Origin of the sequence: Methylorubrum rhodesianum, assembly GCF_014199985.1 — a bacterium.
In the GTDB taxonomy this organism is placed as follows: domain Bacteria; phylum Pseudomonadota; class Alphaproteobacteria; order Rhizobiales; family Beijerinckiaceae; genus Methylobacterium; species Methylobacterium rhodesianum.
Window position 1 is genome coordinate 472,711 of record NZ_JACHOS010000001.1, and the last position, 14,697, is coordinate 487,407.

At 68.9% G+C, this 14,697-nt stretch carries 11 protein-coding genes; 2 read left to right on the forward strand and 9 right to left on the reverse strand.

Annotated elements, in window-relative coordinates:
- Nucleotides 1–11: 11 nt before the first annotated feature.
- The 5 genes from purL to recQ form a co-directional block, all read right to left on the reverse strand.
- Nucleotides 12–2,237: a phosphoribosylformylglycinamidine synthase subunit PurL gene (purL, locus tag HNR01_RS02010; protein ID WP_183666312.1), complete on the reverse strand. Its 2,226-nt coding sequence runs from the start codon at nt 2,235–2,237 to the stop codon at nt 12–14.
- A 189-nt stretch (nt 2,238–2,426) separates the two neighbouring features.
- Entirely contained in the window at nt 2,427–3,611 is a 1,185-nt protein-coding gene (locus tag HNR01_RS02015; protein WP_183666314.1) for a hydrolase, read from the reverse strand.
- Between the two features lie 146 nt (nt 3,612–3,757).
- A complete protein-coding gene (gene recD2 / locus HNR01_RS02020; protein ID WP_183666316.1) occupies nt 3,758–5,959 on the reverse strand; it encodes an SF1B family DNA helicase RecD2 in 2,202 nt (733 codons plus the stop codon).
- A 120-nt stretch (nt 5,960–6,079) separates the two neighbouring features.
- Nucleotides 6,080–6,766 (reverse strand): hypothetical protein, encoded by a 687-nt coding sequence (locus HNR01_RS02025; protein WP_017483053.1) that lies wholly within the window; start codon nt 6,764–6,766, stop codon nt 6,080–6,082.
- A gap of 206 nt (nt 6,767–6,972) precedes the next feature.
- On the reverse strand, nt 6,973–8,820 hold the full coding sequence (gene recQ, locus HNR01_RS02030; protein ID WP_183666318.1) for a DNA helicase RecQ: 1,848 nt from the start codon (nt 8,818–8,820) through the stop codon (nt 6,973–6,975).
- A gap of 100 nt (nt 8,821–8,920) precedes the next feature.
- Between recQ and HNR01_RS02035 the strand changes: the two genes are divergently transcribed.
- The gene (locus HNR01_RS02035; RefSeq protein WP_183666321.1) at nt 8,921–9,160 is read left to right on the forward strand and encodes a type II toxin-antitoxin system VapB family antitoxin; all 240 of its coding nucleotides are present in this window, start codon (nt 8,921–8,923) and stop codon (nt 9,158–9,160) included.
- Entirely contained in the window at nt 9,160–9,564 is a 405-nt protein-coding gene (locus tag HNR01_RS02040) for a type II toxin-antitoxin system VapC family toxin (protein ID WP_183666322.1), read from the forward strand. Before HNR01_RS02035 ends, HNR01_RS02040 begins: the two co-directional genes overlap by 1 nt.
- Before the next feature lie 3 nt (nt 9,565–9,567).
- Here HNR01_RS02040 and recF read toward each other — a convergent pair whose 3' ends face one another.
- The 4 genes from recF to rpsT form a co-directional block, all read right to left on the reverse strand.
- The gene (gene recF / locus HNR01_RS02045) at nt 9,568–10,722 is read right to left on the reverse strand and encodes a DNA replication/repair protein RecF (RefSeq protein ID WP_153873316.1); all 1,155 of its coding nucleotides are present in this window, start codon (nt 10,720–10,722) and stop codon (nt 9,568–9,570) included.
- Nucleotides 10,723–10,762: 40 nt separating this feature from the next.
- Nucleotides 10,763–11,884: a DNA polymerase III subunit beta gene (gene dnaN / locus HNR01_RS02050; RefSeq protein ID WP_183666324.1), complete on the reverse strand. Its 1,122-nt coding sequence runs from the start codon at nt 11,882–11,884 to the stop codon at nt 10,763–10,765.
- 340 nt (nt 11,885–12,224) lie between these two features.
- The gene (gene dnaA / locus HNR01_RS02055) at nt 12,225–13,730 is read right to left on the reverse strand and encodes a chromosomal replication initiator protein DnaA (RefSeq protein WP_017483059.1); all 1,506 of its coding nucleotides are present in this window, start codon (nt 13,728–13,730) and stop codon (nt 12,225–12,227) included.
- Nucleotides 13,731–14,405: 675 nt separating this feature from the next.
- On the reverse strand, nt 14,406–14,672 hold the full coding sequence (gene rpsT, locus HNR01_RS02060; RefSeq protein ID WP_017483060.1) for a 30S ribosomal protein S20: 267 nt from the start codon (nt 14,670–14,672) through the stop codon (nt 14,406–14,408).
- Nucleotides 14,673–14,697 lie beyond the last annotated feature (25 nt).

The window sequence follows — 14,697 nt, forward strand, 5'->3', positions numbered from 1 at the left end:
CTCTCGTCTCGTTACGCCGAAGGCGCAGCCGGCTGGCTTGCCATGTAGGCGGGGAACCAACCCTCGTGCGCGGCCTTCAGCGAGGCCACGGATATGGTCTCCTCGCCCGGCAACACCAAGTCGTCGCCGCCGACGATGCCGACGGTGGTGGCGTCGATCCCCTGCGCCGAGGCGCTGTAGAGGAGATCGGCCGCCGCCTCCGCAGGCACGGCGATCAGGTAGCGGCCCTGGTCCTCGCCGAAGAGGAAGGCGTGGACCGGCACGCCGTCGGGCGCGGCGGGGAGCGCCGCACCGATCCCGCCGGCCATCGCCATCTCGGCGAGCGCCACGGCCAAGCCGCCGTCGGAGAGGTCGTGCACCGTGTCGGCGATGCCGGAAACGATCAGGCTGCGCACGAAATCACCGTTGCGGCGCTCGACGGCAAGATCGACGGGCGGCGGCGCGCCCTCCTCGCGGCCCGCAATTTCCGAGAGGTAGAGCGACTGGCCGAGCCAGCCCTCGGTGCGCCCGATCAGCACCAGAACGTCGCCCTCACGCTTGAGCGCGACCGTGGCGTGGCGCTCCACGTCGTCCATGACGCCGACGCCGCCGATGGTCGGCGTCGGCAGGATGCCGATGCCGTTGGTCTCGTTGTAGAGCGAGACGTTGCCGGAGACGACGGGGAAGTCGAGGGCCAGGCAGGCCTCGCCGATGCCCTTCAGGCAGCCGACGAGCTGACCCATCACTTCGGGCTTCTCTGGATTCCCGAAATTGAGGTTGTCGGTGATCGCCAGCGGGCGCCCGCCCACAGCGGTGATGTTGCGCCACGCTTCCGCGACCGCCTGCCGGCCGCCCTCGACCGGATCGGCCTCGCAGTAGCGCGGCGTCACATCGGTCGTCAGCGCGAGCCCCTTGGGGCCGTCCTCGACGCGCACGATCGCCGCGTCGCCACCGGGCTTCTGCACGGTGTTGCCGAGGATGAAGTGGTCGTACTGCTCGTAGACCCAGCGCTTCGAGGCCAGTTCGGGCGAGCCGACCAAGCGCTCGAGCGCTCGCGCGTTCGGCACACTCGCCTCGACGCTCGCGGCGGCGATGACCGGCTGATGCGTGTTGGCGATGTGCGGCCGGTCGTAAAGCGGTGCCTCGTCGCCGAGCTCCTTGATCGGCAGGTCGGCGACGGTCTCGCCGTTGTGCTTGATGACGAAGCGCAGCGTATCGGTGGTGTGGCCGATGACGGCGAAGTCGAGGCCCCACTTGACGAAGATCGCCTCGGCCTCGGCTTCCATGCCGGGCTTGAGCACCATGAGCATGCGCTCCTGGCTCTCCGACAGCATCATCTCGTAGGGGGTCATCCCCTCCTCGCGGGTCGGCACCTTCTCGAGGTGCAGCTCGACGCCGAGATTGCCCTTGGCGCCCATCTCGACGGCCGAGCAGGTCAGACCCGCCGCGCCCATGTCCTGGATCGCGATGACGGCACCCGAGGCCATCAGCTCCAGGCAGGCCTCCAGCAGCAGCTTCTCGGCGAAGGGATCACCGACCTGCACGGTCGGGCGCTTCGACTCGCTGGCCTCGTCGAACTCGGCCGAGGCCATGGTGGCGCCATGGATACCGTCGCGGCCGGTCTTCGAGCCGAGATAGACGATCGGATTTCCCACGCCGGTGGCCGCCGCGTAGAAGATCGCATCGGCCCGCGCGAGGCCGACCGCCATGGCGTTGACGAGGATGTTGCCGTCGTAGCGCTTGTGGAAGCCGACGAGGCCGCCCACCGTCGGCACGCCGAAGGAATTGCCGTACCCGCCCACGCCTGCGACGACGCCCGAGACGAGGTGGCGGGTGCGCGGATGGTCCGGCGAGCCGAATCGCAGGGCGTTCAGCGCCGCGATCGGCCGCGCGCCCATGGTGAACACGTCCCGAAGGATGCCGCCGACACCGGTCGCCGCGCCCTGATAGGGCTCGATGAAGCTCGGATGGTTGTGGCTCTCCATCTTGAAGACGCAGGCTAGGCCCTCGCCGATGTCGATGACGCCTGCGTTCTCGCCCGGTCCCTGGATTACGTGGGGACCTGAGGTCGGCAGGCCGCGCAGGTGCTTTCGCGAGGACTTGTAGGAGCAGTGCTCGTTCCACATCGCGGAGACGATGCCGAGTTCGGTCAGTGTCGGCTCGCGGCCGACGAGGGCGCGGAAACGCTCGTACTCGTCGGGTGTCAGGCCGTGCTGGCGCACCAGCTCGGGAGTGATCGGAACATCGTTGCGAAACATCCGAGGGCCCTGTCCCAAACCTCTCTCGCGTGTCGTTCCGGCCCCACCCGGAGCCGGTCGGCGGCGAACCCGAGGGGCTCGCTGCGAGGCGAATTGACTTTGTGCACCGCTCTAGAGCGGATCAGTACCCGCTGCAAAGGGCGCGTACGCCCGCGGTCGGGTTGCGCACAAGCCGGTTCCGCCTTTCTCTCAGGTGAATTCCGGGCTCGCGGCCACGGCACGCTGCCCTCGACAGCGCTCCACCGCCTCATGGACCGGCTCGGGTCCCGCCACGAAGGCAATGTAGTCGAAGCTCTCCCGCGACCGGCTCGACATCAGGAGCTGAAAATGCATGCGGAACAGGTTCCAGCGCCGCCGCGCGACGAGCGCCGGCTCGACCAGATCCTCGATTTCGACGCGCATCACCGCGAAGCGACCGCGGGGCGGGGCGGGCAGGCCCGAGGCGCTGACCGGATCACGCAGATGAATCGAGAGCCAGTCCCAGTTAGCGCGGATGTCGAGCCAGCCGATCGCGCCATCGCGGCCGATCCTGTCGAGGGCGCGCCGCGTCTCCACCGCCTGCGGATCAAGGGTGATCCAGGGGATGACGCTGCCGATGGTCACCAGCGTCACCGGCGTCCCGCGCCGGCCGAAGCCGGGATCGGATGCTAGGATGCGGTCGAGGCATTCGAAGGCGAGAAAGCTCGACGAGGAATGCCCGATCACCACGATCTCGGCGGCCCGTCCCTCCGCCGCGCGGATGCGCTCGGCCCAGGGTTCCAGGCGCTCGCGCATCGCGGTCTCGCGCCCCGAGGCATGGTCGTGGGTGAAGGCGGTGTCGTCGACGAGATGGGTGACGTAGAGCGGCTTTCCACGGGTCAGCTGCGTGAGGAGCGCCAGGATCACGTAGGCGAGCACCGGAACGAGGGCCGCGCCGGCCAGGGGAGGCACCTGCGCCAACGGCGTCAGCGTCACCGCTGCGACGGCGAGCGCGAGGCTGGCGAGGACGAACACCAAGTAGAATTGATGGACGCTGGCGATGACCCGGTAGAAGCGTCGCGCCTCGCGCTGGAGCTTTTTCATGTAGCCGGCCCGCGCCAGGCGCCAACCCAATCCCGGCAGGCTTGCGAGCCGGCGGAGGTTGGAGCGGGGAAAGCGAGCGCGGACGATATCGTCCCAGCGCAGGAGGCTGTAACGCACCCGCGTCTCGACGCCGTCGGCCTCGCTTTGCACATCCCAATCGAGGCTGATGCCGTCCGCCGAACGGACCGGCTCGCCGACGGCGATCGCCATTCCGCGCCGCTCCGCCGTGAGGCGGCTCTCGCGGCGGAAAAGCCCCCAATAGGTCTCGGGCTCGCGGGGATCGAAACCCGGCAGATAGAAGACCTGCCGCACCGGCTGCGTGTGGTCGGGATTAGGAATGGCGGACCGCCGTTCTCGAAGTCGGGGAGGTCGAGCGTCTCGGCGAGGCGCTTCGTCGTCCGCTGCCTACACGATGCGGCGGGGCCGGCGCGAGGATAAATCGCTGGCCGGAGCCCGCCTTAGGCGGTCGCGAGCCATTCCCGCAGCTTCGTCCAGCGCCGTCGCGAGGCCGTTTCGCGGATCGCCATGGCGATCGCCCGGCGCTGGCCGACCAGAACCACGAGGCGCCGACCGCGGGTGACACCGGTATACAGCAGGTTGCGTGCGAGCATGGTGCGGTGCTGCGTCACTACCGGAATGACCACCGCCGGGAATTCGGAGCCCTGAGCCTTGTGGATCGTGGTGGCGAAAGCGGGAACGAGCGTGTCGAGCTCGCCGAAGGGGTAGATCACCGGGCGGCCGTCGAAATCGACAACGAGCGCCTCCTCCTCCGCATCGATGGCGCTCACCGTGCCGAGATCGCCGTTGAACACGTCGCGGTCGTAGTCGTTGCGGGTCTCCATCACCCGGTCGCCGGGGGCGAAGCGCCAGCCGAAGCGCTCGACCTGCGCCGGCGGCGACGGATTCAGCACGCGCTGCAGGGCGTGATTGAGGTTGCGGCTGCCGAGCGAGCCACGGATCATCGGGGTGAGCACCTGGATGTCGCGGGTCGGATCGAGGCCGAATCGACGCGGGATGCGCCGGGCCACGAGCTCGACGAGCCGGTCGACGCCCTCATCCGCGTCCTCGATCTCGACGAGGTAGAAGTCGCTCGCTTCCCCCTTCGGCGCGGATGCCGGCATGCGGCCGGTGTTGATGCTGTGCGCATTGACGACGATCCGGCTCTCCGCCGCCTGCCGGAAGATCTCGGTGAGGCGCGCCACCGGAATCCGGCCGGAGGCGATCACGTCGGCGAGGACTTGGCCGGGGCCGACGGAGGGCAATTGATCGACGTCTCCGACAAGGATCAGGCCGGCATGCTCCGGCACCGCCTTGAGCAGGGCGTGCATCAGCGGCACGTCGACCATCGAGGTTTCGTCGACGACGAGGAGATCACAGTCGAGGGGATTGCCTTCGCCGCGCTGAAAGCCGCCGTTGTGCGGGTCGATTTCGAGCAGGCGATGGAGGGTGCGTGCCTCCAGCCCGGTCTGCTCGGCCATGCGCTTGGCCGCCCGGCCGGTCGGAGCCGCGAGCAGCACCCGCACGCCTTTAGCCGTGAGGAGGCGCAGGATCGCATCGAGCGTGCTGGTCTTGCCGACGCCTGGCCCGCCGGTGAGCACGCACAGTTTCGAGCGCAGGACCAGCCCGATCGCCTCGGCCTGGGAGGCCGAGAGGGTCTTTCCGGTCTTGGCTTCCACCCAGGGACGCGCCAGCGCGAGATCGATGGCCGGCCAGGGCGGAGCGCCGGCGGCACGCTCGGCGAGCCGCATCGCGATGGCGCGCTCGGCGCCATGGAGGCCTTTGAGGAACAGGCAGGGTTCGTCGCTCAGATTGTCCGCAACGACCTCGCGGCCCTCGCGCAGAGCGAGCGCCGCGGCGATGCGGACGAGGTCGGGTGCCACGTCGAGCAGTTCGGCGGCGAGATGCACCAGCCGCGCGGCAGGCAGGCCGCAATGCCCCTCGTCCATCGCCGTCTGCAGCGCGTAGGACACGCCGGCAGCGAGCCGTTGCGGCGCGTCGCGGGCGAGGCCGAGGCGCAGAGCGATGGCATCCGCCGTGCGGAATCCGATGCCGCGGATGTCGCGGGCGAGGCGGTAGGGGTCCTCGGCCATCACCTTCAGCGCGTCATGGCCGTAGGTGCGGAAGATGCGGGTCGCCCGCGCCGTGCCGACGCCGTGGGCGTGCAGGAAAATCATGATTGCCCGCACCGCCTTCTGCTCGGCCCAGCCCTTGACGATGCGGGCGGCGCGCTTGCGGCCGATGCCCTCGACTTCCGTGAGACGGGCCGGCTCGGCCTCGATGATCTCGAACACGGCCTCGCCGAAACGGGCGACGATGCGCTTGGCCATCATCGGGCCGATGCCGCGCATCTGCCCCGAGGCAAGGTAACGCTCGATGCCCTCGATCCCCGTGGGCGGGGTCACTTGGAGCGTGTCGGCACGGAACTGGAGGCCGTGCTCGCGATCCGTGACCCATCGCCCCGAGGCCGTCAGCCACTCCCCGGCGGCGATCGCGGGAGCGTGGCCCACCACCGGCACGAGGTCGTGCCGGCCGCGGGCGTGAACTTTCAGGACGCAGAAGCCCGTCTCGGCGCTGTGGAACGTCACCCGCTCGACCGAGCCGGCAAGCACGTCGAGCGAGGCGGCGCCATCGATGGCGGAGGACCGGAGGGGCTTGTTCATGCGCTCGCCTCTTCAGGGCGCCGAGAGGCCGAGACCCTTCGCCGGTCCATGGCGGAGCCCCAATCGTCGCCGTGGGTCCGCCCCGGTGCCCCGCCGAAGTGACAGACCTTCGGGACCTCGTTACGCGGCGCGGCTGCCGCGACCACCTTTCTTGGCCGGCGGCCAGCCGAGCGCCCGCAGCCGCGCCTTGGCGTAGTCGCGGACCTCTTCGCGGGTGCCGTGCGGCATGGCGTTGAGGATGCCCTGCGTGCGCTCGTCGAGCATCAGGTCGGTCACCGCGTTGATCGACTCCGCCTCGTCGATCAGACGCTTGAGATCCGCCTCCTGCTCGGTCACCTCGTCGAAGGCGGGGGTTGCGTCGAAATCCTCGTCGACGGCGCGGATCGCCATCGGCTGGTTCTGCCGGAACTCGTCGGCTTCCTCCTCGGAATAGACGAGGCCGTGCAGCTCGATCAGCTTGAGGATGACCCGGTCCTTCGCCCGCTTCTCGGCCATGGCGTAGACATAGGCCGCCTGGCGGCCGGAGACGCGATAATTCACGTTCACCAAGGCCTCGCCGATCGACCACTCGATCCGCTCCTCGCCCGCCTTCTCGCCGGGCATGCGGCCGGTGACGAGGATCACCGCCTCGTCGCGCTCGCTGCGCAGCAGGGTGGGTGGGTCGAAGCGGATCTTGGTATGGGCGGCGATCCGCTCCAGGGTCTTGTGGTAGATCACGGCCGTGCCCTGCACGCGCCAGACATTGCCCGCGAAGGGCTCGCCGTAGCGCACGAGGATGTCGGCGATCTGCTTGTCGGCGGTTCTCATGGTGCGTCCCCAGGATGTGGACAGGGCCCGTGAGCGGAAGCGGGTCGCCTCTGCCGGCGACCTGTGTTCGCGTTATGTTCTTTCTGTGGACAATATGTGGATAACCCTTGCATGGCAAGTCCGCAGGCCTGCGACGGGCAGTCCCGGCGAGTCGCCGCTCGACAGGGGAGGGTGAATCGGCGCCGGGAAGGGCTGGCGGAGGCGCCTCAGCCGGCCTTCTTGGTGTCGTCGAGAAAGTCGCGGATCGCGTCGGTGAACCGCTCACCGTAGGCCTCGCGCTTGCGCTCGCCGACACCGTGGACCGAGCGCAGCGCCCAGAGATCGACGGGCTTCGAGCGCGCCATCTCGATCAGGGTGCGATCGGGGAACACCATGAAGGCGGCAATGCCCTCGGCGCGGGCGATGGTGGCACGCAGGCCGCGCAAGTGCTGGAACAATGCCTCGTCGGTCTCGCTCAGCGCATTCGCCTCGTCGTCGCGGGCCGCGGGACGGCGGCTGCGCGGCTCGGCCTTCTTGGGCTCGGGATCGGGCCTGACCTCGATCGCCTCGCGCCCGAACAGGATCGCCTCACCCTTCTCGGTCATCACGAGGCCGCCGTAGCCGTCGGTGTTCTCGGCGACCGCCCCGGCGGCGAAGAGCTGGCGCAGCAGGGCGCGCCAGGCTGCGACCGGCTTGTCGGCGCCGACGCCGAAGGTCTTCAGCGCGGCGTGCCCGTTGCGGCGAATCTGCTCGCTCTCCTTGCCGTGAACCACGTCGCAGACGTAGGCCGCGCCGAAGCGCTGGCCTGTGCGCACGATCGCCGAGAGCAGTTTCTGCGCCGCCACCGTCCCGTCGATGAGCGAGACCCCGCTGCGGCACAGGTCGCATCGGCCGCAACGCTCGCTCGTCTCACCGAAATAGCCGAGCAGCGATTGGCGGCGGCAGGCGGCGCCCTCGCACAGCGCGATCATCGCCTCGAGCTTGCGCCGTTCGACCCGGCGGCGCTCCTCGGAGATCTCCTTCTCGTCGATCTGGCGGCGGCGTAGCGCCATGTCGTCGAGGCCGTAGAGCGTCAGGGTGTCGGAGGGCAGCCCGTCGCGCCCGGCGCGGCCGATCTCCTGGTAATAGCCCTCGATGTTGGTCGGCATGTCCGCGTGGCAGACGTAGCGCACATCCGGCTTGTTGATGCCCATGCCGAAGGCGATCGTGGCGGTCATCACCACACCGTCCTCCTGCAGGAAGGTGTCCTGATTTCTCGCCCGTGTGCCCTGGTCGAGCCCGGCGTGGTAGGGCAGGGCGTTGAAGCCGTCCGCCTTCAGGCTGTCGGCGAGCTGCTCCACCCGCTTGCGCGACGAACAGTAGATGATGCCGCTCTCCGCGCGGCGGTCGCGCAGGAAGCGTTCCAGCTGCCGGGTCGGGTTGTCCTTGGGCTGGAAGGTCAGCCGGATGTTCGGCCGGTCGAAGGAGTGGACGAAGGTCTTGGGCGGCCGCCCCGCCGGAAACAGCCGCTCGGCGATCTCGGCGCGGGTCGCCGCGTCGGCCGTGGCGGTGAGCGCGAGGGTCTGGACGTTGCCGAGCGACTCGCGGGCCCGGGCGATTTCGCGGTATTCCGGGCGGAAGTCGTGGCCCCATTGCGAAACGCAATGTGCCTCGTCCACCGCGAGCCGCCGCACCCCGGCCCCGCGCAGGGCCTCCATGCAGCCCTCCATCAGCAGGCGTTCGGGCGAGACGAACAGGAGCCGCAGGTCGCCGGAGCGGATCTTGCGCCAAGTCTCCCGCGACGCCGTCTCGGCCACCGTCGAGTTCAGCGTCGCGGCCTCGATGCCGAAGGCATGCATCTGCTGCACCTGATCGTGCATCAGCGCGATCAGGGGCGAGACCACCACGGTGAGCCCTGCATCGACCAGCGCGGGCAGCTGATAGGTCATCGACTTGCCCGAGCCGGTGGGCATCACGGCGAACACGTCCGCACCGTCGAGCACAGCACCGATCACCTCGTCCTGACCCGGACGGAAATCGTCGTAGCCGAAGGTTTTTTTCAGCGCGGCGCGGGCCTCGTCGAGGCGAGCTGTCATCGGGTCACTTGCTAGGGCGAGGGGCGAACGAAGATCCAGTCCGTCTTGCGGGCCAGCCGTGTAGGCAATGGCTTAGGGCTGTCTACACATCGAGCTCGTCATGCCTCTGAACATCCGCAGCAAGGAGGTGAATCGCCTCGCCGAGAAGCTGGCATCGCGGGCTCGCGTGAGCAAGACCGAGGCGGTGCGTATCGCACTCGTGAACGAGTTGGAACGGCAGGAGCGCCGCATCCCGTTGGCGGAGCGGTTGCGCCCCCTGCTCGAGCGGGTCGATGCCGTGCCGAATACCGGACTGCCGGCGGACAAGGCGTTTTTCGACGACCTGAACGGGCAGCCGTGATGTTCGTCGATGCCTCGGCCATGGTGGCGATACTGATCGGGGGGCCGCAACGCAGCGCGTTGCTCACATGCCTGGACGGCGCCTCAGCGCCCATCACTTCCGACATCGCCGTGTTCGAGACCGTCGCGGCATTGACGCGGAGGCGAGCGCAGCCCGCAGAGGCTTCGACGGCGCAGGTCCATGAGTCCATGAAGGTTGCCGGTATCGCGACCGTGCCAATCACGGACGCCGAAGGGCGCACTGCCCTCACCGCCTTCGCTCGTTTCGACAAGGGTCAGGGTCATCCGGCGCAGCTGAACATCGGGGACTGCTTCGCCTACGCCTGCGCCAAGACGCGCAGCGTCCCGTTCCTCTTCGTCGGCGACGACTTCTCGCAGACCGATATCGCGGCCGCAGCGTCCTGAGTTTCACGCGCCGGCCGGCGCGATCCGCCCGTCGGCGATGCCGATCAGGTCGGCACGGCCTTCCAACTCCGTGAAAAGAGCCGGATCCGCGCCCGTCATCCAGACCTGCCCTTCGAGCGCTTCGAGCGCATCGAACAGGCCGGCGCGCCGCCGCGGATCGAGATGGGCGGCCACCTCGTCGAGGAGGATGAGGGGCGTGAGCCCGCTCATGGCCCGCACCAGACGGGCATGTGCCAGGACGAGGCCGATCAGCAGCGCCTTCTGCTCGCCCGTGGAAGCGGTGGCGGCGGGCACGTCCTTGGGGCCGTGCCGCACGACGAGATCGGTGGTCTGCGGTCCGATCAGGGTTCGGCCCGCGGCACGGTCGCGGTGCCGGCCCTGCACCAGAGCGCGGCGGAAGCGATCCTCCGCCTCCAGGGCCGGCCAGACGGCGACGAGGTCGTCGAGGTCGCCCTCCAGCCGCAAAGAGGCCCACGGGAAGGGCGCAGCATCGTCCCGCGTCTCGGCAATCAATCGATCGAGGCGCTCCACGGTCTCGCGCCGGGCGAGCGCCACGGCGACGCCGAGTTCGGCCACTTCGCGCTCCACCGCATCGAGCCAGCGGCCATCGTCCGGCCGCTCGTCGAGCAGGCGGTTGCGCGACCGAAGGGCTCGCTCCATCGCCGAGACCCGGGCACCGTGGCCGGCGTCAACGGCAAGGACCAGACGGTCGAGAAAACGGCGCCGGTCGCCGGCCGCTCCGCGGAACAAGCCGTCGAAATCCGGCGTCAGCCAGACGATGCGCAGAAATTCCGAGAAGGCGACGGGGGAGGGCGCGGGCGCCCCGTCGATGCGGCAGACCCGGGTGCCGCGGCCGTCATAGCCCGGCGGCTCGTAGCCGGAGCCGAGCCGGTGCTCGGCTTCCCCCGTCTCCAGCGTTGCCGACACGGCGAAGCCGCCCGGACCGCCGACACGCGCCATCGTCGCGAGATCGGCCCGGCGCAAGCCGCGCCCGGGGCAGAACAGCGAGACGGCCTCCAGGATGTTGGTCTTGCCCGCCCCGTTCTCGCCGATCAGCGCCACGAAGCGGCGCGCGGTGGCGAGATCGAGGTCGACGTGATTGCGAAAGTCGCGGGCGATCAGACGGGTGAGGCGCGTGCCTCCCGGCAGAGTGTCCATGGGGGCGATATAGCCGATCCGGCGGGCGCCGGAAGCGGACTCACACGCGCATCGGCATCAGCACGTAGAGCGCCGGCGCCCCGTCCCGGTCCTGGATCAACGTCGGTGAGCCGGGATCGGCGAGCTTGAACAGCGCCGTGTCGCCCTGCAGCTGCGCGGTGATGTCGAGGAGGTAGCGGGCGTTGAAGCCGATATCGAGGGCGGAGGCCTCGTAATCGACGTCGAGTTCCTCGGTCGCCGAGCCTGCATCGGGGTTGGTCACGGAGAGGGCAAGCCGCCCGTCGCCCATGGCGAGCTTCACCGCGCGGCCACGCTCCGAGGAAATGGTCGAGACGCGGTCGACCGCCTTGGCGAAGGCGTCGCGTTCCACGGTCAGGCGCTTGTCGTTGCCCGTCGGGATCACCCGCTGATAGTCGGGGAAGGTTCCGTCGATCAGCTTCGAGATCAGGGTGACGCCACCGGCGAAGGTCAGGCGGATCTTGGCCGGCGACAGCTCGACCTGCACGCTCTCGCCGCCATCGTCCACGAGCTTCTGGATCTCGGCCACCGCCTTACGCGGCACGATGATGCCCGGCATGCCGCGGCTGCCCTCCGGCGCCTCGGTCTCGACCCGGGCAAGCCGGTGACCGTCGGTCGCAACCGCGCGCAACTTCAGCGCGCCCTCAACCTCGACGGTGTGGAAGTAGATGCCGTTGAGGTAGTAGCGCGTCTCCTCCGTCGAGATGGCGAACTGCGTCTTTTCGATCAGCTGCTTCAGCTCGGCCGCCGGAATGGCGAACGAATGCGGCAGCTCGCCCGCGGCGAGATCGGGGAAATCGCCCTCGGGCAGCGCGCCCAGCGCAAAGCGCGACCGGCCGGAGCGAATCGTCATCTGACCCGTCTCGCCGGAGGTCTCCAGCGAGACCTGCGCGCCGTCGGGCAGCTTGCGCACGATATCGTAGATGACGTGGGCCGGAACGGTCGTGGCACCGGCATCGAGGACGTCGGCGGCGACGGTCTCGGTCACCTCGATGTCGAGGTCGGTCGCCTTCAGCTGCAGGCCGCTCTCGCCCGTGCGGAGGAGGACGTTGGAGAGGATCGGGATCGTGTTGCGCCGCTCCACCACCCGGTGGACGTGGCCGAGCGATCTCAGGAGGGCCGCGCGCTCGACTGTGACTCTCATCGGAAAACCCGTCGTCTCTTGAACAATCGGCCCGTCCGCCATCGGTCAGGCCGGATAACGGAGCCTCTCCCGCGAAGCGCCCAACCCGCCATCGCGGCCGGAGGGCTGGTCGGTGACCGGGCGTTTCGCGAAGCGCTCCGTAGCGGAACGGGCTCGGCAGCTTGGCGAAGCGCCTCTGCGAAGGCAAGGGCGACATCCGCACTGTCCCGCCCCGCGCAGGCGCGAGGCCCCAAGGCTCGGTTCGCAGAGGCCGGACCCATCCCGCCCTAAGCGAAACGGCCGGCCACGAACGCAAGGGGGGTGCCGGGACCAATCCTGTTCCACCCCTGGGATTCGGCGATCAGTCTTGGAGCATGCGCTTGAGCAGCTCGACCTCGTCGCCGAGCACCGCGTCCTCGCCGATCTGCTTCTCGATCTTGCGCACCGCGTGCAGGACAGTTGTGTGATCGCGCCCGCCGAAGCGGCGGCCGATCTCGGGAAGGGAGCGCAGGGTCAGCACCTTCGAAAGGTACATCGCGATCTGGCGCGGCTTCACCACGGCAGCGGTGCGGCGCTCCGACAGGATGTCGGACCGCGAGACGTTGTAGCGCGAGGCCACCAGCTTCTGGATGTCCTCGATCTTCACCCGCTTGGGCTCGCGATTCTTCACGAGATCGCGGATCGCGGTCTCGGCGGTCTCGACGGTGACCGGGGCGCCGGTCAGCGTGGCGTGCGCGAGAAGCCGGTTCACCGCGCCTTCGAGGTCGCGGCCGTTCGCGGTGATCGCCCGGGCGACGTAGGCCGAGACGGCGGGAGAGACTTCGAAGTTCGGGTGACTCTGCCGCACGGCATCGAGCCGGGCGGAGAGGATCGAGGCACGCAGGCCCTCATCGAGACCGCCAATCTCGACGACGAGACCGCCGGCGAGGCGCGAGCGCACGCGCTCGTCGAGCGCTTCCAGTTCCGTCGGCGGCCGGTCGGACGCGACAACGACCTGACGTCCCGAATCGATCAGCGCGTTGAGGGTGTGGCCGAACTCGGTCTGGATCGATTTGCCCTGGATGAACTGCACGTCGTCGAGAATGAGCAGGTCGATCGCCCGCAGGCGCTCCTTGAAGGCCAGCGCATTCTGCGTCTTCAGGGCGTTGACGAAGCCGTACATGAAGCGGTCGGCGGTGAGGTAGATCACCCGCCGTCCCGACTCGCGGGCAGCGTGGCCGGCGGCGTGGAGCAGGTGCGTCTTCCCGAGACCGACGCCCGCATGAACGTAGAGCGGATTATAGAGCGCGCCATCGCCGTCGCTGCGGGCGATCCGCTCCGCCGCGGCGTGGGCGAGGGCGTTGGAGCGGCCGACGACGAAGTTGGCGAAGGTGAGTCGCGCGTCGAGCGGCGCACCGTTCAGATCGACCGCTGCCGAATCACCGCGGGGCGAGGCGATCTCCGTCTCGACGAGCGGGCCGGGCCCCTGAAGGGCGGCGGGCGTCGCGGTGGCGTGGAGGCGGGTCAGCGGCCCGCTGGTCGGGTTCGTTTTGGCCGGGGAGCCGGCATTTGGGCGAGCCGGCGCAGACGGGCCGCGCACGCCGACCTCGATGCGAGCCACATCGTCGGCCTCGGCGCGGAACGTCGTCAGCACCCGATCGAGATAGTGCGACTCGATCCAGCTCTTGAGGAACCGGGTTGGCACCGTGAGGCGGGCGACGCCGCCCTGCACATCCTCCAGCTCGAGGCGGGCGAACCAGCTCGCGAACACGTCCTCGCCGAGCTCCGCCCGCAGCCGCCGCTTCACCCGCGTCCAGGCCGCGGGAATATCCACGTTCCCTCTGCCGTTTCCGCCATCGCCGTCCGACATGCTGCCGTCGAGGTGCATCACCGTGTCTCCTCGCATCCAAGCCGGCGGACCGGAGGGGATGCGTACGCATACGCCACACGAGAGAAGGCCACGCCCGACTCGGGCGGTGCCCAGAATGGCCGCGGCGCTGTCAAGAGCGACGCCGCGTGCCACCGCTAAAGATGGCTGTGTATCAACAATCCTCTATCGTTCTCCTAACAGCGGGACGATCGGGGAAAACATCTGCGCGATGACCGAGTCGTCGGCACGGGGCCGAAGAGTCGAAGGCCTGCCCGCAACTTGGGGAAGACTCCGGGTCGGCGAGCACTCATCTTACCGGACAGCCCGACCGGCAACGTTTTGTTAAGCTACACGGCCGGCCCGGCGATGCGCAACGACGACCGTTTCGCGTATGGTTAATGAGGACTTGCCGCCCCGCTCCGTGCTTCGATGCAAGGGGCGATTCGGGATAACGTCGCGCGAACTGTGGAGAAGATCGGCGGAGCGGTGCACAAAAGGGGCAGGGGCTCGGCCTGTCGCATGCCGGTGATCGAAGCCGTTCCAGCCCAATCGAGACGGCGCTGCGGTGGCGATCGCCAGCGGATGGCAGGCACGAAAAAAGCCCGGCCTAAAAGACCGGGCTCCATCCATCATGGTCCTTACAGGCCCCGGCTCCCCTTCACTCAGGGAGGTCGGAGAGCCGTCAAACGCCGATCAGGCAGCGATCGCCTTCACGCGGGCGGCGAGACGAGAAACCTTCCGCGAGGCGTTGTTCTTGTGAACGATGCCGTGCTGAGCAGCGCGCATGATCTCCGGCTCAGCGGCGCGGAGAGCAGCAAGGGCCTGGCCCTGATCACCGGTGGCGATCGCCTCCTCGACCTTGCGGACGAAGGTGCGCATCCGGGAACGGCGCGAGCGGTTGATCGCCGTACGCTTGGCGATCTTGCGGGTCATCTTCTTGGCCGACACGGTGTTGGCCATGGGCATCCTCGTCTGGTCGTGGCGG